This is a genomic window from Bacillus yunxiaonensis, assembly GCF_037104695.1.
Classification (GTDB): Bacteria; Bacillota; Bacilli; order Bacillales; family Bacillaceae_G; genus Bacillus_A; species Bacillus_A yunxiaonensis.
Genome location: NZ_JBAWSV010000003.1, coordinates 320,430 through 346,156 on the forward strand (window position 1 = coordinate 320,430; position 25,727 = coordinate 346,156).

Annotated in this window: 20 protein-coding genes and 1 pseudogene; 12 read left to right on the plus strand and 9 right to left on the minus strand. The window is 38.1% G+C overall.

Going from position 1 to position 25,727, the window contains the following annotated elements; all coding sequences use genetic code 11:
* Positions 1–69: 69 nt before the first annotated feature.
* Positions 70–1,272: a PDZ domain-containing protein gene (locus WAX78_RS10885; RefSeq protein ID WP_336482286.1), complete on the plus strand. Its 1,203-nt coding sequence runs from the start codon at positions 70–72 to the stop codon at positions 1,270–1,272.
* Positions 1,273–1,421: 149 nt separating this feature from the next.
* Here WAX78_RS10885 and WAX78_RS10890 read toward each other — a convergent pair whose 3' ends face one another.
* Entirely contained in the window at positions 1,422–2,315 is an 894-nt protein-coding gene (locus tag WAX78_RS10890; RefSeq protein WP_336482287.1) for a LysR family transcriptional regulator, read from the minus strand.
* A gap of 122 nt (positions 2,316–2,437) precedes the next feature.
* Here WAX78_RS10890 and WAX78_RS10895 point away from each other — a divergent pair, with 122 nt between their 5' ends.
* Together WAX78_RS10895 and WAX78_RS10900 are read left to right on the plus strand one after the other, a co-directional pair.
* A complete protein-coding gene (locus tag WAX78_RS10895; protein ID WP_336482288.1) occupies positions 2,438–3,184 on the plus strand; it encodes an SDR family NAD(P)-dependent oxidoreductase in 747 nt (248 codons plus the stop codon).
* Between the two features lie 239 nt (positions 3,185–3,423).
* Entirely contained in the window at positions 3,424–6,603 is a 3,180-nt protein-coding gene (locus WAX78_RS10900; RefSeq protein WP_336482289.1) for a bifunctional cytochrome P450/NADPH--P450 reductase, read from the plus strand.
* A 366-nt stretch (positions 6,604–6,969) separates the two neighbouring features.
* Here WAX78_RS10900 and WAX78_RS10905 read toward each other — a convergent pair whose 3' ends face one another.
* Positions 6,970–8,094: an RNA-guided endonuclease InsQ/TnpB family protein gene (locus WAX78_RS10905; RefSeq protein WP_336482290.1), complete on the minus strand. Its 1,125-nt coding sequence runs from the start codon at positions 8,092–8,094 to the stop codon at positions 6,970–6,972.
* A 339-nt stretch (positions 8,095–8,433) separates the two neighbouring features.
* On the opposite strand from WAX78_RS10905, the gene gndA reads away from it, so the two are divergent.
* Positions 8,434–9,843, plus strand: coding sequence for an NADP-dependent phosphogluconate dehydrogenase (gene gndA / locus WAX78_RS10910; protein WP_336482291.1), 1,410 nt, complete (start codon positions 8,434–8,436; stop codon positions 9,841–9,843).
* A gap of 81 nt (positions 9,844–9,924) precedes the next feature.
* Here gndA and WAX78_RS10915 read toward each other — a convergent pair whose 3' ends face one another.
* Together WAX78_RS10915 and zwf are read right to left on the minus strand one after the other, a co-directional pair.
* A complete protein-coding gene (locus WAX78_RS10915) occupies positions 9,925–10,536 on the minus strand; it encodes a cyclase family protein (RefSeq protein WP_098308368.1) in 612 nt (203 codons plus the stop codon).
* A 28-nt stretch (positions 10,537–10,564) separates the two neighbouring features.
* Complete coding sequence (gene zwf / locus WAX78_RS10920; RefSeq protein WP_336482517.1) at positions 10,565–12,040, minus strand: glucose-6-phosphate dehydrogenase; 1,476 nt, start codon at positions 12,038–12,040, stop codon at positions 10,565–10,567.
* A gap of 254 nt (positions 12,041–12,294) precedes the next feature.
* On the opposite strand from zwf, the gene WAX78_RS10925 reads away from it, so the two are divergent.
* The 4 genes from WAX78_RS10925 (at position 12,295) to WAX78_RS10940 (ending at position 15,982) form a co-directional block, all read left to right on the plus strand.
* A complete protein-coding gene (locus tag WAX78_RS10925) occupies positions 12,295–13,566 on the plus strand; it encodes an RNA-guided endonuclease TnpB family protein (RefSeq protein ID WP_336482292.1) in 1,272 nt (423 codons plus the stop codon).
* Positions 13,567–13,964: 398 nt separating this feature from the next.
* Entirely contained in the window at positions 13,965–14,297 is a 333-nt protein-coding gene (locus WAX78_RS10930; protein ID WP_336482293.1) for a DUF1904 family protein, read from the plus strand.
* A 299-nt stretch (positions 14,298–14,596) separates the two neighbouring features.
* On the plus strand, positions 14,597–15,574 hold the full coding sequence (locus WAX78_RS10935; RefSeq protein WP_336482294.1) for a glycosyltransferase family 2 protein: 978 nt from the start codon (positions 14,597–14,599) through the stop codon (positions 15,572–15,574).
* 3 nt (positions 15,575–15,577) lie between these two features.
* Positions 15,578–15,982 carry a GtrA family protein gene (locus WAX78_RS10940; RefSeq protein WP_336482295.1) on the plus strand — a complete coding sequence of 135 codons (405 nt, stop codon included), beginning with the start codon at positions 15,578–15,580 and terminating at the stop codon, positions 15,980–15,982.
* Between the two features lie 180 nt (positions 15,983–16,162).
* Here WAX78_RS10940 and abc-f read toward each other — a convergent pair whose 3' ends face one another.
* The 4 genes from abc-f to WAX78_RS10960 form a co-directional block, all read right to left on the minus strand.
* A complete protein-coding gene (abc-f, locus tag WAX78_RS10945) occupies positions 16,163–17,800 on the minus strand; it encodes a ribosomal protection-like ABC-F family protein (protein ID WP_336482296.1) in 1,638 nt (545 codons plus the stop codon).
* Positions 17,801–18,084: 284 nt separating this feature from the next.
* Positions 18,085–18,621, minus strand: a complete 537-nt coding sequence (locus WAX78_RS10950; protein WP_336482297.1) for a flavodoxin family protein — start codon at positions 18,619–18,621, stop codon at positions 18,085–18,087.
* A gap of 5 nt (positions 18,622–18,626) precedes the next feature.
* Positions 18,627–18,995 carry a MerR family transcriptional regulator gene (locus tag WAX78_RS10955; protein WP_336482298.1) on the minus strand — a complete coding sequence of 123 codons (369 nt, stop codon included), beginning with the start codon at positions 18,993–18,995 and terminating at the stop codon, positions 18,627–18,629.
* 50 nt (positions 18,996–19,045) lie between these two features.
* A complete protein-coding gene (locus tag WAX78_RS10960) occupies positions 19,046–19,939 on the minus strand; it encodes a LysR family transcriptional regulator (RefSeq protein WP_336482518.1) in 894 nt (297 codons plus the stop codon).
* A 174-nt stretch (positions 19,940–20,113) separates the two neighbouring features.
* On the opposite strand from WAX78_RS10960, the gene WAX78_RS10965 reads away from it, so the two are divergent.
* Positions 20,114–21,136, plus strand: a complete 1,023-nt coding sequence (locus WAX78_RS10965; protein WP_336482299.1) for a YeiH family protein — start codon at positions 20,114–20,116, stop codon at positions 21,134–21,136.
* A gap of 264 nt (positions 21,137–21,400) precedes the next feature.
* Here WAX78_RS10965 and WAX78_RS10970 read toward each other — a convergent pair whose 3' ends face one another.
* Positions 21,401–21,847 (minus strand): MerR family transcriptional regulator, encoded by a 447-nt coding sequence (locus WAX78_RS10970; RefSeq protein WP_336482300.1) that lies wholly within the window; start codon positions 21,845–21,847, stop codon positions 21,401–21,403.
* Positions 21,848–22,165: 318 nt separating this feature from the next.
* Here WAX78_RS10970 and WAX78_RS10975 point away from each other — a divergent pair, with 318 nt between their 5' ends.
* The 3 genes and pseudogenes from WAX78_RS10975 to WAX78_RS25180 form a co-directional block, all read left to right on the plus strand.
* On the plus strand, positions 22,166–23,368 hold the full coding sequence (locus WAX78_RS10975; RefSeq protein ID WP_336482301.1) for an MFS transporter: 1,203 nt from the start codon (positions 22,166–22,168) through the stop codon (positions 23,366–23,368).
* Between the two features lie 74 nt (positions 23,369–23,442).
* Positions 23,443–23,862, plus strand: coding sequence for a universal stress protein (locus WAX78_RS10980; protein WP_336482302.1), 420 nt, complete (start codon positions 23,443–23,445; stop codon positions 23,860–23,862).
* Positions 23,863–25,261: 1,399 nt separating this feature from the next.
* Positions 25,262–25,666: pseudogene (locus tag WAX78_RS25180) on the plus strand (choline-binding protein A); the annotation flags it as partial.
* Positions 25,667–25,727 lie beyond the last annotated feature (61 nt).

A 25,727-nucleotide genomic window follows, 5' to 3' on the forward strand; every position in this document is an offset into this window, starting at 1 on the left:
CAATTAAGTTCTTGTAGGCAGGAAATCTCACTGCCCATTAAATGCGGGAAGAAATGAATTATACTATAAATGGTGGTGAATCGTTTCGTGGAGGCTTGGTCGTTAGAAGTTGTGAAGGCAATTGTGCGTTTTTTTGCACATCCTGCTTTGTATATTTTCTTTATAAGTAGCTTTTTAGTTGGGTATTTACGGGTATTACAAGAACGGAAAGATTTTTCCTTTAAAGTGTATGATGTTTTGTATGAAATACGTACATCTGCATTCGCAGGAATTGGTTTTGGACTCATTCTATCATTGATTACAGTTGGAATGGGGCTTGTTATCTCAGAAGCAAGTATATTTATGATAGCGATTTGGACGGTATTATTTGCTCTTATTGCTCAATATAGATACTTATCTCCTGCATACACATTCGGAATTGCGATTGCAGCGACGTTATTATCTTCAAAACTGCCATTCTCCTTCTTGCAGCTTCGCGAGGGAGAAGAGAGCAGTGTCGTGTCATTAGCGATTTTACTTGGACTTATGTTAGTTGTGGAAGGTTTGCTTATTTCTAAGAACGCAGCGAACTATTCGACGCCGAAATTACGAAAAGGTAAACGTGGTTTAAATATTGGATTGCATGAATCAAAAAGATTATGGTTAGTACCGCTATTTGTTCTTGTACCAGGTGACGCCATAACGCAGTTTGTGTCTTGGTGGCCAGTTGTATCTGTCGGATCACAAAAGTTTTCTTTATTCTTAATTCCATTTTTAATTGGGTTTACGAGAACAATTAAAAGTTTTGAACCAAAAGGAGCCTTGTTATTCACAGGTCGTCGTGTGTTTGGACTAGCAGCAGTTGTTCTTCTATTAGGAATAGCAAGTTACTGGTGGCATACACTAGCAATTGTAGCTATGGGAGCAGCAATGCTTGGCCGTCTTACGATTGCTGTGCAAGAACGTTTTGAGGATGAAAAGCGCCCTGCATATTTTGCCTCTCGTGATCATGGCTTAGTTGTATTAGACACAATTCCAGGTACAGCTGGAACAACGATGGATTTGAAACCAGGGGAAGTGATTGTAAAAGTGAATGGAATCAGTCCGACCAATGTGGATGAGTTTTACAATGCCCTGCAATCAAAAACAACAGGCGCTTTTTGTAAAATGGAAGTTATTGATACGAATGGTGAACTTCGTCTTGTACAACATGCGATTTATGCAGGAGAGCATCACGAACTCGGGATTGTTTTTGTAGAACAAGAGCATCAGTGGGATACGGAAGTTGTGTGATGTGAGTTTTCATGATGAAAGGGAACAGTTTCAAAATTTAGAGATAAACAACGAAGATAGGTGGGGGTTTTTTTCATCAGTGGGAGATGAAAAAACCCCCATTTTCACTTTATGTATTCATTTCTTCATCCATCCTGTCTAATTCTACGTTAAAGTTCATGTTTTAATCTAGTAATGAAGTTCTTACAAATTTGAGAATAATGTTTTCCTTCTGAACGTGCCCATGCAAAATAGACATCTTGTTGCTTAGGACTTTCAAGTTCAATCATTACGACGTCTTTTTCTAGTAAAGTAGACTCACTAGGAAAAGAATAATCTGGACCAATAGTGATAGCTAATCCGTCTCCAATAGCTTTTTGGATAGCATCTGTATTATTAGTGGTAAAAAGAATATCAGCAGGGCCATATGTAGCTGTAAATTGGTTCATAAACCATTCCATGTAATCATCTTTGTATAAAACTAAAGAATGGGTTAACAGTTCTTCTGGAGTAATTGATTTGTTAAATGCTAAAGGTGAATTACGGTTGACCGCAATAACCATTTTTCCTTTTAATAATGGTTCAAACAATAATCCATTACTTTTATGAATAATGTTTTCAAATAGAATAATTAGACCCATGTCAATCTTATGTTGGCGAATATCATCTAGTATTTCCTGTGAACCTTTTTCAAATATCTCTATTTTTACATTTGGATAATCCTTTTTAAAATTTGTTACTGTATGAACCAATAACGGCATAGGGCCAGGAATTGTTGCAATTCTTAATTCGCCACGTACGGTATTTGCGAATCCGTGAGCTTCATCCTTTAACTCTTGGATTTTCTCTAGTGCTTCAGCCGCCTTTTTAATAATAATTCTTCCTTCAGCGGTAGGGATTGTACCTAATCGAGAACGTGTAAACAATGATATTCCTAGTTCTGCTTCTAATGCTGAGATAGATTGACTGATAGCAGATAATGTGACATGCATATTTTGTGCTGCAATGGTTAAAGAACCTGCATTTGTAACCTCAACTATGTATTCTAATTGTTCAATGTTCATATAAACACGACCTCTTTTATTAAGTCTTACTTAAGCAATGATAAGTATGTTTTAATAATATTTAATGTACAGAAGTGTTACAATTATTGCAAGAAATCTGATAGCGAATAGGGGGAGTAGTTATGATGACAAGAAGAGTTGCTGTAATTACAGGTGGAGGAAGTGGAATTGGTCAACAAACATGTATCAAGTTTGCAAGAAAAGGAGATCAAGTAGTAGTCGCTGATGTGAATGAAACAGGTGGAAAAGAAACTGTAGAACTCATTAAAGCTGAAGGTGGAACAGCTATTTTTGTTAAGACAGATGTTTCGCGGTACGACGAGGTAGAAAATCTAGTTCATATCGCAGTAGAAACGTATGGCCGAATTGATATTATGTGTAACAATGCTGGAATTGGCGGGGCAGGTCCAGTGCTGAATCAAGATATGGATCGCTACGAAAAAGTAATAGGGATTAATCAACATGGTGTTGCCTATGGAATTATAGCAGCAGGTAAGAAGATGAAAGAATTAAATATAAAAGGTGTAATTATAAATACAGCTTCTGTTTATGGCTTCTTAGCTTCTCCAGGTACATTTGCATATCACGCAACAAAAGGTGCTGTTATTATGATGACAAAATCTGCAGCGCTTGAATTAGCTGAATACGGAATTCGTGTAGTAGCGGTAGCACCAGGAGTTGTCGATACACCTATTCTTCGTGGATATAGCGATAGTATGATTGAATCTATGAAAAAGAAAGCTATGGGTAATGAGTTAATGAATCCAGAAGCACTTGCTGATGTAGTCTACCTTCTTTCATTAGAAGAAGCAGATGCTATTAATGGTAGTGTAGTAATGGCTGACCACGGATATGCTTCATTTAAATAATAAAATATAAATATGATTTTTCTATTAAATATATGTAATATTTTTTGAATATTTAATTAATTTTTTTGTTTATAATTGAAACGCCCACGATAGAACGTATAAATTTGTGGGGGTAACTGCTGGCATGCGCTTGATTAGGAGGGACTTCCAGCAGTGGGGAATGAAGGAACCCCCACTGCTGGAAGTTTCACTTTATAGAAATAAATATGAATGAATTTACTTAGGAAAGGATTTTTTATATGAAAGGGACTAGCAATATTCCACAGCCTAAAACTTTCGGTCCACTTGGCAATTTACCGTTGTTAAAGAAAGAGGAGCCCATGCAATCAATATTAAAGCTCTCGTATGAGTATGGACCAATTTTTCAACTTGAATTGCCTGGAAGGACTCGCACCATTGTTTCTAATCATGAATTAGCGGCAGAAGTATGCGATGAATCTCGCTTTGAAAAAAGTATTGGAACCGCCTTACAAAATGTTAGTGCATTTACTGGCGACGGGTTATTTACGAGCTGGACAAACGAACCAAACTGGCATAAGGCACATAACATCCTTCTTCCTAGTTTTAGTCAACAAGCTATGAAGGGATATCACTCTATGATGGTTGATCTTGCTCTGCAATTAGTTCAAAAGTGGGAACGTCTCAACCCTAATGAAAGTATTGATGTACCAGAAGACATGACGCGCCTTACGCTAGATACGATCGGACTATGTGGATTTAATTACCGTTTTAATAGCTTTTATCGTGATACTCCGCATCCTTTTATTACTACTATGGTTCGTTCGCTTGAAGAGGCAATGAACCAATCTCAACGCTTAGGTATACAAGATAAATTAATGGTTATGAAGAAACGTCAGTTTAAGCAAGACATTCAATCTATGTTTGATCTGGTAGATAATATTATTGCAGAGCGTAAAGAGAGTGGTAATCAAGATGGGGATGACTTGCTAGCTCATATGCTGAGAGGGAAAGATCCGCAAACAGGTGAAATGTTGGACGATGAAAATATTCGTTTTCAAATCATTACCTTTTTAATTGCCGGACATGAGACGACTAGTGGTCTATTGTCATTTGCACTATATTACCTTTTGAAAAATCCCGATAAGCTTAAGAAGGCGTATGAAGAAGTAGATCGAGTTTTAACAGAGCCGATTCCTACATATGGGCAGGTTCAAAAACTGAAATACGTTCGTATGATTCTCAATGAGGCGCTACGTTTATGGCCAACAGCGCCAGCTATTTCACTTTGTGCAAAAGAAGATACACTTCTTGGTGGAAAGTACCATATAGAAAAGGGAAGAGAGCTTACAGTTCTCATACCAAAGCTTCACCGTGATACGAGTGTGTGGGGAGATAATGTTGAAGATTTCCAACCTGAGAGATTTGAAAACATTGAACAAATCGCCACGCATGCATATAAGCCATTTGGGAATGGGCAAAGAGCTTGTATTGGACAACAATTTGCACTTCAGGAAGCTACTTTAGTATTAGGTATGATTCTTCAACATTTTGAAATTATCAATCATACAGACTATCAATTAAAAGTTAAGGAAACATTAACCTTGAAACCAGATGGATTTACTATGTGCGTCAAACCGCGAAATAAAAAAGTTCCCTTCGCTGTTTCTGATTCAAAAGTTACAATACCAACAGAACAGGAAGTAAAACATAACTTTAAAACTGTTGTCGATTCGCATCATACACCGCTATTAGTACTTTATGGATCTAACCTTGGAACAGCGGAAGGTCTCGCACGAAACCTTGCTGACACTGCTCGCTTCCAAGGATTTGAGAGTGAAGTGGCGCCGCTTGATGAGTATACTGAAAAGCTTCCTAGAGATGGAGCCGTGTGCATTGTTACTGCTTCATACAATGGTAATCCACCTGATAACGCAAAGGAATTTGTGCATTGGATAAGCGAGTTAGAGGATGAAACGCTTAAAGGAGTGAAGTATGCTGTTTTTGGATGCGGCGACCGTAATTGGGCTAGCACATATCAACGTATTCCAAGATTGATTGACGAACAATTGGCCTTAAAGGGTGCGACTCGTCTGACTATACGTGGCGAGGGTGATGCGAATGAAGACTTCGAGTTCCAGTTTGATGAGTGGCAAAATCAGCTATGGGAAGATGTAGCAGAAGCTTTGAATTTAGAAGTTAATAAAAATGAAAAACGTTCGGAAAATAAATTGAAATTACAATTTGTTAGCGAATTGACAAGTACTCCTCTTGCGAAAACATATGATGCACTTTCGGCGTACGTTATAGAAAATCGTGAGCTTCAAACAGAGGAGAGCGCACAAAGTACGCGCCATATTGAAATTACTTTGCCTGAAGGTATTCAATACCGAGAGGGTGATCATCTAGGAGTCTTACCACAGAATAGAAAAGATCTTGTAGAACGTGTTTTACAACGATATGGATTAAATGGGAAAGATGTTCTTCTTTTGAGCGGAAATGATCACAGCATTGCACATCTTCCTTTAGAGCAGTCTGTGTGTGTTTATGAACTGCTTGCAAATTATGTTGAATTACAAGAGCCGGTGACACGGGCGCAACTTCGTGAATTAGCGGCATATACCGTTTGTCCGCCTCATAAACAAGAGTTAGAAGCCCTTTTAGAGGAAGAGGCATACAAAACAAATATTCTTCAAAAACGTACGACTATGCTAGATTTACTTGAGAAATATCCTGCTTGTGAATTGCCATTTGAAAGGTTTGTAGAACTTCTTCCGCCACTAAAAGTTCGATACTATTCAATCTCTAGTTCACCGCAAATTGTTTCGAATCGTGCGAGTATCACAGTGGGTGTCGTAAGAGGACCATCATGGAGCGGGCGTGGTGAATACTTGGGAGTTGCTTCAAACTATTTGGCCGAGCGACAAGTAGGAGATGCTATCGCATGTTTTATTCGTGATCCACAATCAGGGTTTCACTTGCCAGAAAATCCTGAGAAACCAATTATTATGGTTGGACCTGGAACAGGAGTTGCTCCATTCTTAGGATTTTTGCAAGCACGTCGTGTTCAAAAGCAAGAAGGACATAAATTGGGAGAGGCGCACTTGTACTTTGGCTGTCGTCATCCTAAACAGGATTATCTTTACCGTGAGGAGCTAGAACGTGCTGGGGAGGATGGACTAGTTATGCTTCACACAGCGTTCTCTCGTTTAGAAGGACAATCGAAAACATACGTACAGCATCTTATGAAGCAGGATGCAAACAATTTAATTCGTTTGCTTGATGAGGGTGGTCAACTTTATGTATGTGGAGATGGAAGTCGAATGGCTCCAGATGTAGAGAGAACTTTATGTGAAAGCTATCAAACTTATCATGGTGTTGATGAGCAGAAAGCAAAAGACTGGCTTGATCATTTACAATCTGAAGGAAGATATGCAAAGGATGTTTGGGCAGGTGTATAATTTTTATTTTTTAATTTGATGGTGATGTGGCGGTAGCTTATTAATTGGAGTAAGGTAAATATCGTAAAAAACCTGGTTATTCATTGAGGTGTTCTTAACATTGGATAACTAGGTTTTTATTTATGGAGGGAAGCTTAGTTCGTTAGCTTGATAGCGATACTCCAAAAAGAAAAAAACGTTGCCATGTCCCTGTAATTTGGTTTTGCACACATCTCTGCTGAACTCCATGGTGAATAACCCCTCCTTATCCGGGGCTTCCTGTTTCATAGACCGTTGCATAGTGGGGTGTCCCACTGCGTCTTACACAGTCTCCACAGGCGTAGTTTATACTGTTCGGACATAACCTTGCCCTACAGTTTGTAGACTTTAGTTTGTGGCAAACACTTCTTCTAATCCTTTTTGTAAGATGTTCCGGCTCGCGTTATAGTCTCTATCCAATACCGTTCCGCACTTTGTACAAATGTGAGTACGAATAGAGAGAGACTTCTTCACACGATTCCCACAAAAAGAACAGTCTTGTGAAGTATACTTTGGTTCTACTTTGATGAGTACACCGCCATGATTTTCGCATTTGTATGCAAGCATGTTTCGAAACATTCCCCATCCTGCATCAGAAATAGACTTCGATAATTTTCTGTTTCTAACCATGTTTCGAATGTTCAGATTTTCTACAACGATAACGGAATACTCTTTTGCTAGATTGTAACTGAGCTTATGAAGAAAATCTCTGCGCTGGTTCGCTACTTTTTCATGTAGCTTGCGAACACGCTCGACTTGTTTTATGAAGTTAGCAGAACCTTTTTTCTTCTTAGAAAGTTTTCGCTGTGCTTTCTGTAGCTGTTTTTCTTTTTCGCGGAGAAATCTAGGGTTTTCAAACTCTGAACCATTAGAAAGAACGGCATACTTATGTAATCCCACGTCAATTCCTATCGCACGATTGGTATCGATATCAGATGGTACCACTTGTCTTTCGACACAGAAAATAGCGTACCATCTTTTCCCTTGACGTTTGAGAATCAGTTGCTTGATTGTTCCTTCGAGTGGTCTGTGGAGTAGAATATCTATCTCTCCCAATTTTTTATTGTATAACTTACCGTTATCAGAAAAAGACACGGCATAGCGATGCTTTCCGTTCGGTTTGAATCCAAATTGAGGAAATGTCATACTCGTGTAGTCTTTATACTTTTTCTGTTTTGGATACTTTGCATCTTTACGAAAGAAATGATCAAACGCTTTTTTCAGACGTGCAAAAACTTCTTGCAAAGGCTGAGAAGGCATTTCGTTTAGAAAAGAATACATATTCTTGTCCAATGTAAGTTGTCTTTGCATATCATAACGATTGTAATTTTCTTTGTTTTGCTTATATTTCCGTTCTTTGTCTAGCAAGGCAGAATTGTAGGTTTGACGACAATATTGTAGCCAACGGTCTAACACTTCTTTTTGTGCTTCTGTTGGAAAGATTTCATATTTTTGATTCAACAACATTGTCATCCCCTCCCATTCGTTTTGTCCTTGTGTTTCGGTCTTTCTTTAGAATTTCTAATGGTGCACCGCCTACAGTCAGCAAACAATAGCTTTGAGATCAAAAGTATTCTTTCTATAATTTCTGTCTCATTTGAGAAAATTCCTTTTTCATTCCTTTGGCTTACGCCAACCAAAATTCATCCCCTTCCTACTCATTGGGCTTCACCCTTCTCATTCCTTGAGGAAGGGGAATTCTTTTGGAAGTATGTTAAAATTAACAAGCAGGATTACTTGATTAAAGTTTTACTTTAGGTTTATATACTATAGTATAGACAAAGTAACATACATAGAAAGGAACGATGAAATATGCCAAAGCAACAAATTGGAGTTGTTGGTGTGGGCGTTATGGGAAAAAGCCTTGCACTTAACTTTGAGAGTAAAGGGTATTCTGTTGCCCTATATGATATTTCAAAGGAAAAAGTAAATGAAATCATTGAGGAAAACCGTGGTAAAAACTTAGTTGGTACTCATATGGTTGAAGAGTTTGTTAACTCACTTGAATCACCTAGAAAGATTTTATTAATGGTTAATGCAGGGGAAATTACAGATAAGGCGATTGATTCTCTGCTTCCTCACCTCGATAAAGGTGATATTTTAATTGACGGTGGCAATACATATTTTGGTGATACAATTCGCCGAAACAAACGTCTTGCTGAAGAAGGAATCAATTTCATTGGTGCAGGTGTGTCAGGTGGAGAAGAGGGCGCATTGAAAGGGCCGTCTATTATGCCGGGCGGACAGAAAGATGCATATGAAAAAGTGAAGGATATGCTTGAAAATATCTCTGCGAAAGTGAATGGCGAGCCTTGCTGTTCTTATATCGGGCCTAATGGTGCAGGTCACTATGTAAAGATGGTTCACAATGGTATCGAGTATGGAGATATGCAATTAATTTGTGAAGCGTATTTCTTCTTGAAACAAACGCTTGATTTGACTGCAGAAGAGTTTCACGAAATATTTGCTGAATGGAATAAGGGCGAACTGAACAGCTACCTAATCGAGATTACAGCAGATATTTTCACGAAGAAAGATGAAGAAACTGGAAAGCCATTAGTGGATGTTATTCTTGATACTGCGGGACAAAAGGGCACAGGGAAATGGACAAGCCAAAGTGCGCTTGATTTAGGTATTTCTCTTCCGATTATCACGGAATCTGTATTTGCGCGTTGTATTTCTGCTTTAAAAGAAGAGCGTGTGAACGCAAGCAAAGTTTTATCTGGCCCTAAAGACAAACCAGCACTTGGAATGGAAAAAGCAGAATTAATTGAAGCAGTGCGTCAAGCTCTGTATATGAGTAAAATTTGTTCTTATGCGCAAGGATTTACTCAATTAAAGGCAGCTTCCGAAGAATATGACTGGAATCTTGATTTCGGTAGCATTTCTATGCTTTGGAGAGGCGGATGTATTATTCGTGCAGCCTTCTTACAAAACATTAAAGAGGCTTATGAGAATAACACTGACTTACCGAACCTTTTACTTGATCCATACTTTAAAGAAATTGTGGAATCGTATCAAGGCGGATTACGCAAAATCATTTCATTGGCTGTACAACAAGGTATAGCGGTACCTGCATTTTCAGCAGCAATTTCCTACTATGACAGCTATCGTACTGCAACATTGCCTGCAAACTTGTTACAAGCGCAGCGCGATTATTTTGGAGCACATACGTATAAACGCGTGGATAAAGAAGGTACATTCCATACAAAATGGATATAAAACAAAAAGTGGACCAAGATTTCAATCTTGGTCCACTTTTTTATCCCGCTATTTGCGGGCAGTAATCTCGGTTAGTTCATTTTATTGAAATAATAATACGCGCGCTGGTGCTGCATCTGTACCCATTAGTTTTAATGGAGCTGCGACCATAAAGTATGTTCCCGCTTCTACTTCTTTAAATGTTAATCCTTCGATTACAATAATATCGTGTGCAAATAGTGTTTTATGGGTTGGATGCCCTTCTTGTGCACGTTCAACACCTAATGCATCAATACCGACGCCGCGAATGCCTTTTTCAGCAAGCAGCTTTGCGCCGCTTTCAGCTAAGTAAATAAAGTCAAAGTTAAACCCTTCATCAAAGGAGTTCTTTGTTTTAAATAAGACAAAGTCGCCTTTTTGAATATCGAAATCTTTCAAGTCTTCAGCAGTAATGCCGCCCTCAACATTTGTCAGGTCAAAAACCTTTGCTTCGCCTACTAATTTCTCAATATCAAGCGTTTCAAATGTATCTCCGTCATTTATCATGTGCAAAGGCGCATCAATATGCGTTCCTGTATGAGCATCCATTTTTAATGTGGATTCTGTTACATGACCGTTTGTAACTTTAGAAAGTTGAGGCTGTTTTTCCGGCTTATTTTTATATACCGGCATTCCTTCGTAAATAGGTACTGTAATATCATATACTTTTTTCATAAAAATTCCCCTTTCGCCTTTGCTATGATTAGATTGAGTAGTCACTATCATCTGAAATAGGCCACCATTGGAAGCCGTTTTCCGCAAGTAGATCATCAGAAGCTTGAGGTCCCATTGATCCTGATTCGTAAGTAAGTAAATCGGTTGATACATCCTGTTTCCATGCTTTAGAAATAACATCAACAAATTTCCATGATAACGCCACTTCATCCCAGTGAGTGAAGTTTGTTGCATCGCCTTGAATTGCATCATATAGAAGTTTCTCGTAAGCTTCTGGTGTATTTACTCCGTCCACGCAGTCATTGCAGTAATCAAGTTTAAATGGTGTCGTCTTGTCAGAAGTACCGATTTTCTTACCATTTAAAACAAGAGAAATTCCCTCATCCGGTTGAATATGAATAATAAGCAGGTTCGGATGAACGATGTTTTCTGATTTAGAATATAAATTCATTGGCAATTCTTTAAACTGAATAACGATTTTTGTTGATTTTTCTTGCATGCGTTTACCTGTACGAATGTAGATCGGCACACCAGCCCAGCGGAAATTGTCTATTAATAATTTACCCGCGACAAATGTTTCCGTTCTTGAGTTTGGATCCACTTTATTTTCGCTTCTGTACCCAGGAACTTCTTTTCCGTTGATTGTTCCTGGACCATACTGACTTCGCACAAAATATTGATCCACTTCTTCTACTGCCATTGGTCGAAGTGCACGTAATGCTTTAATTTTTTCGCTTCGGATTTCTTCTGTTGTTAAACGAATTGGCGGTTCCATTGCCAGTAAAGCAACCATTTGTAACATATGATTTTGTACCATATCTCTTAAAGCGCCGGAATGGTCGTAGTAACCTCCACGATCCTCTACACCTAAAGATTCACTGGATGTAATTTGAATATTAGAGATGTATCTATTATTCCACAATGATTCAAATATTGCGTTTGCAAAACGAATAACGCCAATGTTTTGAACCATTTCTTTTCCTAGATAATGGTCAATACGATAAATTTCATCTTCCGCAAATGCGTGACGAAGTTCCTCGTTTAACTTTTGTGCGGATGGCAAGTCATGCCCAAAAGGCTTTTCAATAATCAATCGGTTCCAGCCGCTTGCTTCTGTTACACCTTCTGATTTCAAGTAAGAAGCGATTGTTCCGAAAAATTCAGGAGCCATTGCCATATAAAACATTCTGTTTCCTGGAATATTGAATTGTTCTTCTAGGTTAGTAAGTAATGCATTCAAATCTTGGTATGAAGCAGTATTCGTAACATCAAACGCTAAGTATCGGAAATGAGTTAAAAATTCATCTAAATCATCCCCTGGTTTAATTTTTGACTCTTGAATAGAGGAACGTACATTTTCACGAAATACATCATCACTCCATTCGCGTCTTGCTACACCAACAACAGCAAAATTTTTAGAGAGCTGTCCTTTTTTATATAGGCTATATATAGAAGGGAATAATTTTCTCTTCGCTAAATCGCCTGTTGCTCCAAATATGACCATAGTGCAATTTGTATTGTTGTTATTGTTCACTGGGAAACCTCACCTTTATTAATGTTATACTAAATAGTATCTCACAAAATTTTAACATAATTTGAAAGAAGACTCCTACTTTTAAGTATGTGTAAGAAAGCAGGAAAAAATCTTTTGAATTATTTTAACATATCATTAAAAGAATTCCCCTTCTTCAAGGAATGATAAGGGTGAAGCCCAATGAGTAGGAAGGGGATGAATTTTGGTTGATGTAAGCCAAAGGAATGAAAAAGGAATTTTCTCAAATCAGACAGAATTTATGTAAAGAATGTTTTTGGTCTCAAAGTGATTGTTTGCTGACAGTAGGCGGTGCACCATTAGAGATTTTAAAACAATATATCGAAACGCAAGGACAAAATGAATGGGAGGTGATGACAATGTTGTTGAATCAAAAATATGAAATCTTTCCAACAGAAGCACAAAAAGAAGTGTTAGACCGCTGGCTACAATATTGTCGTCAAACCTACAATTCTGCTTTGCTAGACAAAGAACGGAAATATAAACAAAACAAAGAAAATTACGACCGTTATGATATGCAAAGACAACTTACATTGGACAAGAATACGTATCCTTTTCTAAAAGAAATGCCTTCTCAGCCGCTACAAGAAGTTTTTGCACGTCTGAAAAAAGCGTTTGAAAATTTCTTTCGTAAAGATGCAAAGTATCCAAAACAGAAAAAGTATAAAGACTACACGAGTATGACGTTTCCGCAATTTGGGATAAAAAGAAACGGAAAGCATCGCTATGCCATGTCTTTTTCTAATAATGGTAAATTATACAATACAAAGCTGGGAGAAATAGATATCTTGCTTCACAGACCACTCGAAGGAACAATCAAGCAGCTAATTCTCAAACGTCAAGGGAAAAGATGGTACGCTATTTTCTGTGTTGAAAGACAAGTGGCACCATCTGATATCGATACCAATCGTTCGATAGGAATTGACGTGGGTTTACATAAGTATGCCGTTCTTTCTAATGGTTCAGAGTTTGAAAACCCTAGATTTCTCCGTGGAAAAGAAAAACGACTGAAGAAAGCGCAGCGAAAACTTTCTAAGAAGAGAAAAGGTTCTGTTAGCTTCATAAAACAAGTCGAGCGTGTTCGTAAGCTACATGAAAAAGTAGCGAACCAGCGCAGAGATTTTCTTCATAAGCTCAGTTACAATCTAGCAAAAGAGTATTCCGTTATCGTTGTAGAAAATCTGAACATTCGAAACATGGTTAGAAACAGAAAATTATCGAAGTCTATTTCTGATGCAGGATGGGGCATGTTTCGAAACATGCTTGCTTACAAATGCGAAAATCATGGCGGTGTACTCATCAAAGTAGAACCAAAGTATACTTCACAAGACTGTTCTTTTTGTGGGAATCGTGTGAAGAAGTCTCTCTCTATTCGTACTCACATTTGTACAAAATGTGGAACGGTATTGGATAGAGACTATAACGCGAGCCGGAACATCTTACAAAAAGGATTAGAAGAATTGCTTGCCACAAACTAAAGTCTACAAACTGTAGGGCAAGGTTATGTCCGAACAGTATAATCTACGCCTGTGGAGACTGTGTAAGACGCAGTGGGACACCCCCGCTATGCAACGGTCTATGAAACAGGAAGCCCCTTCTTCAATCAGACCAGAAGGTGGATAAGGAGAGGTTGTTCACGGCGAAGGTTATAGAAAATCAAAAGAAAAGCACGAAATTATCAATACAATGTAATTTAGTCATTTTTAATTTAGAAGAATAGATAAAATAAGGAATGTCTAGAAAAAACATGAAATCAAAAGAGTTAAGACGGAAAAGATAGTAATTTGAGCAGTGTTAATAGATTCTAGCACAGCAAAATAAATTGTGCTATGATGTGGAGAAATATAGAATAAAGCCATCTAACGGAGGGATTCACTTGCCGCATATTGTATTTCGTGGAATTACTACTGAACAATTAAAGAGTATAAGTAAACCATTAGTAGAAGAATTAGCAGAGATTTGCGAATGTGGTACGGATAATTTTACATTAGAACTACCAAAATCTACATTTGTATATGATGGAGAAGAAATAGAGGCTTTTCCTCTTATTGAGGTTAAATGGTTCGAACGTGGACAGGAAATTCGAGATCGATTTGCTCAGGCAATTACTACATATATAATGGATTTTGAGCTTTCTGAAGTAGAGGTTGTGTTTACGGTTTTCACAGAATCAGCGTATTATATTAACGGAAAGCATTGTGCAGATTAAAGTTAATTAGGTTCTGGTGTAAATCTTGCATTTACCAAAATAAAAATATAAGGTTAATTATATAAGTTAGGTAAGCACTCTGTATTTGAGCGTAAAGTTAATTCGTTTCATGTTTAGCATGGATGGTTAACGAAAATGCAAGAGTGTTTCTTTTTGTTAGTGGGATGTGTATAAAAAGTTAACATGTATCGGAACCTGTATTAACTGAAGGTATAATTTGTTATAATACACTAGTTGTGTAAAATATTGTTTTGTGCAGGGGATGAAATTTTATTTTACTTCAGGAAGGAGAAATAAGGATGAAAAAGATCACTATTCTTGTTCCTGCTTATAATGAACAAGAAGTAATCGATCAGCTTTATGATAGATTAAATAAAGTAATCGATACTGTTCCGAACTATGAGTTTGAAATCTTGTTTGTAAATGACGGAAGTCGTGATAATACAGTACAAATTATTAAATCATTACGAGCATTTGATAAGCGCATTTCCTATGTCGACTTATCAAGAAACTTTGGAAAAGAAACTGCTATGATAGCAGGGTTAGATTATGCAACAGGTGATGCAGTTATTATTCTAGATGCAGACTTGCAAGACCCTCCAGAATTGATTCCAGAGATGATTAAGTACTGGGAGGAAGGATACGACGATATCTATGCAAAGCGTCGTAACCGAGCGGGAGAAACGTGGTTTAAAAAGTGGACTGCAAATACGTTTTATAAAGTGCTTCAAAAAACAACTAGAATTCCGATTCAACAAAATACGGGTGATTTTAGATTGTTAGATAGACGATGCGTAGAAGCTTTAAAGCAATTACGAGAGACACAAAGATATACAAAAGGAATGTTTAGTTGGATTGGTTATCAGAAAAAGGAAATTTTATTTGATAGGGATCCGCGTGCAGCTGGGGAAACGAAGTGGAATTATTTGAAGTTGCTTGATTTAGCAATTGAAGGTATTACTTCATTTACAACAGCTCCTTTACGAATTTCAGCATTCTTTGGATTTGTTATTTCATTCTTTTCATTCATTTATATGATTTGGATTATTACAAAAACATTAGTGTTTGGTGAATCTGTTCAAGGATATCCATCGCTCATGACCATTATGTTATTTATGGGGGGTATTCAATTAATTTCTTTAGGAATTATTGGTGAGTATCTTGGAAGAATTTTTAATGAGACGAAAAGGCGGCCATTATATTTTGTGCATGAATATAATGATGAAAAAGTACAAAATGAAATGAAACAAGCATCCCTACCGAAGCGAGGGGTGTAAGTTATGCAGAAAAAAGAGTTTGTAAATTATGTCATTTTTGGGGTATTAACAACACTTGTCAATATTGTCTGCTATGCATTACTGACAAAAGTCTTTCAGATAGATTATAAATGGGCAACAACTATTGCGTGGATTGTTTCAGTCCTTTTCGCCTTTGTAACGAATAAGCTGTATGTATTTCAGAGTAAACAAAAAAGTACTGCATCTATTTTGAAGGAATTTATATCCTTTATGTTTTTTCGAGGACTTTCATATGTGTTAGATATAGCAAGTATGATTGTTCTCGTTGAATGGTTAGGCTGGAATGATTTAATTGCGAAGGTAATTGCGAATGGTATCGTAATCATTGTGAATTACTTTGCAAGTAAGTACATCATTTTTCAAACAAATCATTCGAAAGAAGTATAGTGAAGCATGAAAAAAGGTGTCGCTGTCTGAAAGGGCAGCTTTTTTCGTTTTGAGCTATTTTGGGACAGTAAGACCCCCACCTCAGGATAGGTGGGGGTCTTACTGCTGGCATGCGATCGATTGGTGAGAGCTCTCCATCAGTGGGAGATGAAAATACTCTCCACCGATGGAAGTTTCACTTCATAGTAAGCGCATGTTACATTCCTGAATTTGATGTAGCAATTGCTCATATTCACTTTCCAGAGCAATCACATCATCGTCACGTCCCGGCATCGAAATACGCCCGATTACTTCTGTTAGTTTCGTTTGTAGGCGCAATAGTTCCTGCTCTGCAGGATTGATAGAAGTTTGTTCTGTTCGCTTTGTATACTGTTCATAACTCCCTGGAAAGAGTCGTGGTGATTCTTCATCTAGATGTAAAATATGATCAGCAATTTTATGAACAAAGGTACGGTCGTGACTAATGAATAAAACAGTCCCAGGATAATGTTGCAGCATTTGCTCTAGTTCTTCTTGAGTAGCGAGGTCTAGATAGTTTGTCGGTTCGTCAAGAAGGAGCGTATTGTAGTCTCCTAAGAAGATTTTAGCCAGCGCGACCTTCACGCGTTCGCCGCCGCTTAATACACTCACTTGTTTATGAACATCTTCTCTTCGGAACAGCAGGCGTGCAAGAATCGTTCGTACAAACGATTCATCGTAACGTGTTTCCTCCATAACATTTTGTAAAATGGTTTTGTCATTTTGCAGAATTGCTAATGTTTGTTCAAAGTAACCAATTTTAGAGCTTTTCGAAAGCTGAATTCCTCGTTCATTTGCTTGAATCATATGAAATAGTGTTGTTTTTCCGCTCCCATTTTTTCCGAGAATAGCAAGCTTTGCACCCGGAGCCATACTTCCATTTATATTGTGAAAGAGGGTACGGCTTCCGACTTTTTTTGTAACCTTATTCAATTGCATAACTGTTTTACTATGAATCGGTGCGTGGTACTGCGCATCAAACTTTGTATGCACAATTTCCTTTGGCTTTTCTTTCTTTTCTAGTTGCTCTAATCTTGTTTCTAATGCTTTTGCGGCTTTTTGGACATTCCCTTGACTGTAAGCTGCTCCTGATTTGTACAGCTTAGATTCTGAAGAATCAAAGCGTGTTGGAATTTTTGTCATACCTGAAGCCCGCTGTTGTCTGCTGGTGATTGCTGCCTCTAGGCGCTGTTTTTCTTTTGTATACTTTTCATATTCTGATTGCTGATGCTGCCTTTGCTGTTCTTTTTGCTCCCGATAGTTTGTGTAATTTCCTTTATATTCACGAACAGAACCATCTTCGATTTCGATAATTTTTGTGCAAATGGCGTCTAACAAGGCGCGGTCATGAGAAATTAAAAGAATTGCTCCTTTATAAGACAGTAGTGCTTTTTCCAGTTGTTCTGTGCCATACATATCGAGATGGCTTGTTGGTTCATCAGCAAATAAGATAGATGCTTCTTGCTCAAGAGCATGAGCGATTTTTAAACGCCCGCGTTCACCGCCGCTCATATTTGTTGTGACGTGAGAAATTCCCCATTGCCCTTTTGAAAGAGAAGAAGCTGTTTCTAATGTTTCTTCATGGAACTGCGGAATGATGGCGATAGAACCGTAGTGGTCGATTGTTCCGCAATCAGGTTCTATTTCTTTACTTAATATTTGTAATAGCGTTGATTTTCCTGCACCGTTTACTCCAACGATTCCAATACGGTCATACGCATGAATATCAAGTGCTTGTAATGTAAATAAAGTACGGTCACCAAAGCTTTTTTCAATGTTTCGTGCTGTTAAAATCGTCATAAAAAAACCTCCCTAGTTTCACTAGAGAGGATATACGTCACCCATAGTATGTAAAAAGGTATGCACAAAAAAACTGTACACGTATTTTTACATGTTCCTGTCAAAAGAAAGTTATCGACAAAAGGGCATACTAATCCTCTTCTAGTTTTCATCATTTCGTTTCACTATTTGTGATGGATGAATAAAAAAGAGAATTAGAACTTCATTGGCCGATGTACCTTCCTTTCATAAATTTACATTTATTGTATGCGTACGGAGGTGTATTTGTCAAACCATTCTGTTAATTATTTTTGTTTGAGAGTATGATTATATACTTTTACTTTTTCCATTGTTTCTTTATCATTCACGATTTCGCCGGGTGCGTTGGCAGCTCCAATCATATAACCTTCAAAAGAAGCTCCTACAAAGTCAAAAATATATTGGAACTGTGCAATAAGCGGGAGCGCCTTTAATTTTGGATTGTCGCCGCCGACAATGACGACATACATTTTCTTACCTTGCATACGTTCTTTGAAATGAAGTGATGCATCCCGCAAGCTTTGTGACCAGCGATCTATAAAATTTTTCATATGTCCGCTCATACCGTACCAATAAAGTGGTGTTGCAAACACAATTGTATCATGCTCAAGCATACGTTTCGTTATACCTTCGTAATCATCATCGATTGATTGAAAGCCTTCTGCATCATGACGCTGATCTGTAATTGGTTGGATTGTATGATTGCGTAAATATACTTCCTCAGCATGTACTCCTTCAAGCATCATATGCGTTAATTGTTCTGTGTTCCCATTTGAACGTGAACTTCCATGTAAAACGAACATATTTATCAATTCCTTTCTTTCCTTTGTTTCAACAGCGTAACGTGTTTTTGTAAGTTCGTTTGAATATGAGAAAGTAACGAAATTTGCTTTGTTACTTCAGCGAGCTTTTCTTCGTAAAGCGTAATGATACTGCTGCATGGATTATCATAAAAGTGTGGCTCTATTTCTAAACAGCGCAGCATTCTGTGTGTTTCTTCTAAGTTTAGACCTAGCTGCAAATACATTTGAATGAGCTCTACTTTTTCAATCATCGTGTCATCAAAATCACGATAGCCATTTGCAAGCCGTTTTGAAATAAGCAAGCCCTTTTCCTCATAATGCCGTAGTGAACGTTCACTTACGCCTGTACGTTTAGATAATTCTCCGATGCGCAAAACCATCACTCCTTCGTTCCTTATTGTAAACCTTCACATTAGTGTAAGAGTCAACTATGTTTATCAGCAAAGTTTTGCACATGGTCTAGAAATACTTGAATTGCTTTGGAAGGAATAAAATATTTTCCGCGTACGATTGAGAAAGGGCGCATTAGTTTTTCGTTTTGGACAGGTATATGGCATACTTCACCTGCTTGTAGTTCTTTGCGCACTGTCCAGTCTGATAAAATGGCAATTCCTAGTCCGGCAGCAACGGCCTCTTTCACACTTTGAATGCTGCTAAATGTGAAGTAACGCTTCATTTTTAAATGATGGTCGTGAATAAAGCGATCGCTGTAAGCCCTGGTTCCTGAACCTGTTTCACGAAGCACCCATATTTGATCTTGCAGCATGTTCGTCTGAAGAGGACTTGCCATTGTAAGAGGGTGATTTGGCGGAACGATAAGCTTCATTTCATCCTCCATAAATGATTCTGCGTCTACATCTGTGTATATGACTTGCCCTTCTACTAAGCCGATGTCAAGTTGATTTGAACGAACCCTTTGTAACACTTCTTCTGTGTTTGAAATAAATGTATGAACTTCAACGTGTGGATGTTCCTTCGCGTAGTTTGCTAATATTTTAGGAAGAAGGTATTCTCCGATTGTAAAACTAGCGCCAATGCGCAATGTACCTGTAACAATATTATGCAGCGTATGAATTTCTTGTTTTGCTTCTTCGTATAGCGTAAGCATTTGTTTTGCATGTATGTATAAAATGTTCCCAGCTTCTGTTACTTGCACATGTTTTGGGGAGCGCTGAATGAGCGTTGTACCAAATTCATTTTCTAAATTTCGAATGTGCATGCTTACTCCGGGCTGTGAAAGATTCAACATTTCAGCAGCTCTGGAAAAATGCTTTTGCTCTACGACTGTTACAAAGATTTTTAAAATGTCAGTGTTTATAAGACTCATCCCTTTCGGCGAATAAAGTAGTCGGCTTCGGTTTCCTTTTATTTTATCATAAGTTTTCTTGATGATTGAGATAGTATATTAGTATTAAACTTATGGTTAAAATTCTCTTATAATGAAAGTAGAACGAACATGCATGTTCCAATATGAATATTGGAGTGGTACGAAATGGATCAAATGATAGCGTTACAAAAGGAGAAGCGTTTTGGATTTGCGCAAGGCATTGGGATTACGTTACTTATTGCTATTGTTGCAAAATATTTGGCGCAGCTTCCATTTTTAAGTATTATGGGTCAATTAGTGATTGCTATTCTAATTGGAATGGTATGGAGAGCGGCAATTGGTGTACCAAGTCAAGCGATCGCGGGAACGAATTTTGCGAGTAAAAAACTACTACGTCTAGGGATTATATTACTCGGTATGCGGTTAAATTTAGTTGATATTGTGAAGGCGGGCCCGAAGGTATTGGTCATGGCGGCAATTGTCATTACGTTTACACTTATTGTTGTATACGCATTAACACGTGTTTGTAAAGTGGAGAAGAAGCTTGGCATGTTAACAGCATGCGGAACAGCGATTTGCGGAGCAGCAGCTGTTATTGCGATTGGACCGCAAGTAAAAGCAAAGGACGAAGAAGTAGCAGTTAGTGCAGCAATCGTTGCGATTTTAGGAACCATTTTCACATTAGCATATACGCTACTGTATCCTGTGCTTCATTTGTCTCCGTATGAATATGGTGTTTTTTCTGGTGCAACATTGCATGAGATTGCTCATGTGATTGCAGCGGCAGCACCTGGTGGAAGCGAGTCGGTTGATATTGCGGTAATTATGAAGTTAACGCGCGTTGCCTTTCTTGTACCTGTGGCAATTTTAATTGGCATATGGTTTCAGCGCGGAGAAGAAACGGGAGAAAAGAAATCTTGGCGTGATGTTCCGATTCCGTGGTTTATTTTTGGCTTCTTAGCAGTTAGTGCGTTTCATTCATTAGGAATTGTACCTGAAAAAATTGCAAGCGATATTGTCGTTGTTTCTTACATGCTTATGGCTATGGCAATGGCTGGGCTTGGTTTAAATGTAGAATTTAAGACATTTCGTAAACTAGGAACAAGAGCATTTGTTGCAGGATTGATTGGATCGGTACTGCTTTCTGTTCTTGGATATATACTTGTAAAGGTATTGCATTTTGCGTAGAAGACCGGGGATTATGATACGATCAAATGGAGTTTGGAATAGATAAAAAAACTGCTGAACGTTATGGTTCAGCAGTTTTTTTATGAATCCGTATTCTTAGGATATGTACCTAGCAATTGTTATGCTAATGATAAAGAAAAGTAATGAAATAAATAGGCTTGATGGGGCTTTTTCTCATCTCCATCAAGTTAAGAAATAAAATGTAATAACTAATAGAAGCTCTGTAATTTTCAAGATGAAACTATCAAAATAAGTCCGTTTTTCTCACTCGTTTTGCCCAGATTCTTCTTCCTCAAATCGAACTAGTGCTGCTTTCGCACGATCCCTGAGTGAGACCAAATCTTCTTCGACCTTTAAGAGGTTTTTCTTTTTTTGTTCGATGAAGTTCAGCTGCTCTTCGATAGTATTTACTACGTTTCTTAACTTTTCTGATTGTTCACTTGTGCCTTTTACTTGCCTGTAATCCGCTTTGCGAAGCTCTAACGTGTCGCTGAGCGCGATGAATTGCTGAAGCTCCTGAAGGGAAAAGCCCATTACTTCTTTGGCATTTGTGATTTTTTTCAGGAAGTCAATATGTTCCTGGGAATATAATCTTATGCCCCCTTCACTTCGCGGGGGAGCAGGCAACAGTCCGATTTGTTCGTAATATCTGATGGTTCGTTTCGTTAAACCGCTTTGCTTCGCTACGTCATCTATTTTTATTCCGTCCATCATTTCGCTCCTATATTTCTTTATTTTTACTATTACACTTACAGGATGAAGCTTTTTAGCTCAAGACTATTATACTACAACCAGAGGTTTTTCAGAAAAAGCAAGCGGTTTACGCTAACGATGGAGAGGGAATTATTCTTTTGTTCATTAAAATTGACGTTGACGTTAAGGTTATAAAGTTTTATACTAATATTTGTAACGAAATTGCAATCATAGCTTTTTTCAATGTAAAGGGGATGGATAAGAGATATCAATCAGGGAACTGTAAAAAGTAGATTGAACTCGCCCCAAAACTATATATAAAGGAGTTTGAAATGGATGAATTCAAATCAAGCATATTCACTTAGTGACCAAAATCAATCGGCCAAACAGCCGCTTGTCGTTTGGGTTATCTTTTTTGCCACAATTATTTCTTTCATGGGCTTAGGACTTGTCGATCCTATTTTACCTGCGATTGCAAAACAACTCCATGCCACTCCAAGCCAGGTTTCCTTACTATTTTCAAGCTATAACTTAATCACTGGGGTTGCGATGCTGATCACCGGCGTTGTCTCCAGCAGGCTTGGCGTTAAGTGGACTTTATTGACCGGCATTCTATTTATCATCGTCTTTTCGGCACTAGCGGGTTCTTCAAACGCAATATGGCAAATTGTCGGTTTCCGCGGTGGATGGGGACTTGGCAACGCATTATTTATTGCCACAGCGTTGTCTGCGATAGTAAGTTTCTCTGTAGGCGGAACCGCTAAAGCAATCATTTTGTATGAAGCAGCCATCGGACTTGGTATTTCCGTAGGCCCGCTGCTTGGCGGAGAATTAGGCTCTATTTCTTGGCGCGGCCCGTTCTACGGGGTAAGCGTGTTAATGATCATCGCTTTTTTTGCTCTTTTATTAAAAATGCCTCAGGTTGCAAAGCCGAAGGTAAAAAGCTCTATCCTTGATCCGATCAAAGCATTGAAATTCCCTGGATTATTAAGACTTGGGATTACAGCATTCCTTTATAACATCGGATTTTTCACGTTAATGGCATACGCTCCATTCGTCATGGGATTGGATGAGCATGGATTGGGATATGTGTTCCTTGGATGGGGAATTTGTCTCGCTATCACATCCGTCTTTGTTGCTCCGAAGCTTCAAGCCAGATTTGGAACGATTAAATCAATGTGCGCGATGTTAACCTTGTTTGCATTAACTCTTTTGGCAATGGGAATTTGGACAGAATCAAGAACGGCTATTATTGTTCTCGTTATCATCGCAGGCCTATTCTTGGGAACGAATAATACTTTGATTACTACAGCGGTTATGCAGGTTGCGCCAGTAGAGCGCGCTACGGCCTCCGCAGCATACAGCTTCGTCCGTTTCATCGGCGGAGCGATCGGACCTTGGCTGGCAAATAAGCTTGCTGAAACGTATACTCCACATGTTCCTTTCGTAATTGGCGCTGTATTTGTATTCGTGGCCATGCTGGTCGTTGCTTTTGGACGGAAACACATTGCACATGTAGATCAAGTTAGCGGTCACTAAAAAAGCACGTGCTCCCAAGCCGTGCAGTCGCGGATTAGTATACACAGGAAACTATATATGAGAGGATGGTACGTATGTATAAAAAAATGCTAGTGGCGTTTGACGGCTCGGCACCTTCTGTCCGTGCCCTTCACCATGCAGCGGAGCTGGGGAAAGCAATCGGATCTGAAAAGATAACGATTCTTCATGTGAATAAAGACATTCCGATGCAGGAGCCTATTCTGAACATCGATCTGGATCAACTATTAGACGAGGAGAATCAGGAGATATTAACCTCTGCAATCCAGTTTCTCTCAGAATCCAATGTGAATTATGAGACTCATATATTTGATGGTGACCCAGCCCACATCATTACTGTATATGCTTCAGAACACGATTACGATATCATCATAATGGGAAACACTGGAAAGGGACCGATCAAGGAAGCGTTGTTAGGAAGTGTAAGCCATAAAGTGGCACAGTCCGCGCATTGTCCGACACTTATTGTAAAATAAGCATAAAACACTTTTGGTAAATAATTAATAGTTTACCGAAAGTGTTTTTTATTTTTCTTCGAAAAAATCCCATCTGTCGCAGACAATATGGGATTGCACAACAGCAAAGCTGTAACCCAGTTCAAGATAAATGGATTATATTTGTCCTCCTTTGAAAAAGGATTTGTTGCAGGGCTAATTGGATCGGTATTACTTTCTGTTCTTGGGTATACGCTTGTATATGTATTGTATTGTGTGTAGAAGACTTGCTGGGCGGGTCTTCTTTTTTATGTGAATTACATAAATATTGTAAAATTGGTTTAATTGAATATATAATTATTCTGAGCGGAATAAATTACGACAATAAAAAGATTGTTCTTTTTTATGTTTGTATTGTTACATAATGAATGGGGGAACTGTAATGAAGAAACAAGTAAAATATGTACTAGCGACGGCGGCTGCGACTTTTCTATTGCTTCCTACGATGCCGGCTTATGCGCAAACAAAACAATTGGATAATACACAATATGCATCGCAGCAAGGCGTGTTAGGAGAGCTACAAACATTGTTTCCAGATGCAGGATTCCGTGAAGCAGTAAAAGCAGCATATAAAAATAAGACACAAAAAGATTTGCCAAATGAAGTAACACAAGCGATGTTGGATGAAGTGACAGATGTAAAAAATGTGGATGATAGTAAGAATAGCAATTTGGGTGCAACTGTAAAATATCCTGTTGAATCCTGTGAAGGGATACAATATTTAACGAACCTGCAGACACTTTGGATTAGAGGAAATGATGACAGTAAATTAAAAAAAATTGATGTATCCAAGAACTTAAAGTTAGAAGAATTACTTCTTCACTTCAATGATTTGACGCACGTAGACGTATCAAAGAATATACAACTTACAAAGTTAGACATTACTAAAAGTAATGTAACAAACATTGATGTGTCAAAGAACACAAACTTACAAGATTTGATTATGCTTGGTACATCTTTAAGTCATATCGATGTATCGAAGAATGTAAAACTATGGGAGTTAGTTGTACAAGGGAACCAATTAAAAGATTTAGATGTAACTCATAATAAAAATTTATCTTTCTTAAATGCAGCTTCTAACAAATTAACTAGCATTGATGTTACGAACTTATCAGAATTAAAAACGTTATGGTTAGGTGGGAATTTGTTAACGCAACTTGATCTGACCCATAATCCACAACTAGAATTTGCGGTCGCTGAAAACAATCAATTAACAACATTAAAAATAAATAAATCAGATAAAATCCAACAACTCTGGATTTCTGGTAATCATCTAGATCTAGAGGGTACAGAGTTCAAAGACATACACCAGTATTATCTTTCTACAATTGGTAAGAAAGAGTACGGCTACAAATATGACAACCAAACGGCGTTACCATCCAAAGCAGGATGGGTAGAGCGTGGCGGACAATGGTACTATTTCAATGCAGATGGAACAATGAAAACAGGTTGGTTGCAAGAAAACGGAGTATGGTATCACTTAAATGGTAACGGAACAATGAAAACAGGTTGGCTACAAGAGAACGGAGTATGGTATTACTTAAATGGTAACGGAACAATGAAAACGGGCTGGTTGCAAGAGAACGGAGTATGGTATTACTTAAATGGCAATGGAACGATGAAAACGGGCTGGCTGCAAGAGAATGGAGTATGGTATTACTTAAATGGTAATGGAACAATGAAAACAGGCTGGTTACAAGAGAATGGTAAATGGTATTACTTAAATGATAACGGGAGTATGGCAATGAATAGTTGGATTAATGGGCATTATGTAGACGGAAATGGTGTTTGGAGTAATAAATAATTAGTTATTGAAAAACTGCTGAGGCATTGTGCTTTAGCAGTTT

Coding starts and splice junctions, on each gene's coding strand:
- WAX78_RS10885 (WP_336482286.1), top strand. CDS start 70: ATGGTGGTGAATCGTTTCGTGGAGGCTTGGTCGTTAGAAGTTGTGAAG.
- WAX78_RS10890 (WP_336482287.1), bottom strand. CDS start 2,315: ATGAACATTGAACAATTAGAATACATAGTTGAGGTTACAAATGCAGGT.
- WAX78_RS10895 (WP_336482288.1), top strand. CDS start 2,438: ATGATGACAAGAAGAGTTGCTGTAATTACAGGTGGAGGAAGTGGAATT.
- WAX78_RS10900 (WP_336482289.1), top strand. CDS start 3,424: ATGAAAGGGACTAGCAATATTCCACAGCCTAAAACTTTCGGTCCACTT.
- WAX78_RS10905 (WP_336482290.1), bottom strand. CDS start 8,094: ATGACAATGTTGTTGAATCAAAAATATGAAATCTTTCCAACAGAAGCA.
- gndA (WP_336482291.1), top strand. CDS start 8,434: ATGCCAAAGCAACAAATTGGAGTTGTTGGTGTGGGCGTTATGGGAAAA.
- WAX78_RS10915 (WP_098308368.1), bottom strand. CDS start 10,536: ATGAAAAAAGTATATGATATTACAGTACCTATTTACGAAGGAATGCCG.
- zwf (WP_336482517.1), bottom strand. CDS start 12,040: ATGGTCATATTTGGAGCAACAGGCGATTTAGCGAAGAGAAAATTATTC.
- WAX78_RS10925 (WP_336482292.1), top strand. CDS start 12,295: ATGAAAAAGGAATTTTCTCAAATCAGACAGAATTTATGTAAAGAATGT.
- WAX78_RS10935 (WP_336482294.1), top strand. CDS start 14,597: ATGAAAAAGATCACTATTCTTGTTCCTGCTTATAATGAACAAGAAGTA.
- WAX78_RS10940 (WP_336482295.1), top strand. CDS start 15,578: ATGCAGAAAAAAGAGTTTGTAAATTATGTCATTTTTGGGGTATTAACA.
- abc-f (WP_336482296.1), bottom strand. CDS start 17,800: ATGACGATTTTAACAGCACGAAACATTGAAAAAAGCTTTGGTGACCGT.
- WAX78_RS10950 (WP_336482297.1), bottom strand. CDS start 18,621: ATGTTCGTTTTACATGGAAGTTCACGTTCAAATGGGAACACAGAACAA.
- WAX78_RS10965 (WP_336482299.1), top strand. CDS start 20,114: ATGGATCAAATGATAGCGTTACAAAAGGAGAAGCGTTTTGGATTTGCG.
- WAX78_RS10970 (WP_336482300.1), bottom strand. CDS start 21,847: ATGGACGGAATAAAAATAGATGACGTAGCGAAGCAAAGCGGTTTAACG.
- WAX78_RS10975 (WP_336482301.1), top strand. CDS start 22,166: ATGAATTCAAATCAAGCATATTCACTTAGTGACCAAAATCAATCGGCC.
- WAX78_RS10980 (WP_336482302.1), top strand. CDS start 23,443: ATGTATAAAAAAATGCTAGTGGCGTTTGACGGCTCGGCACCTTCTGTC.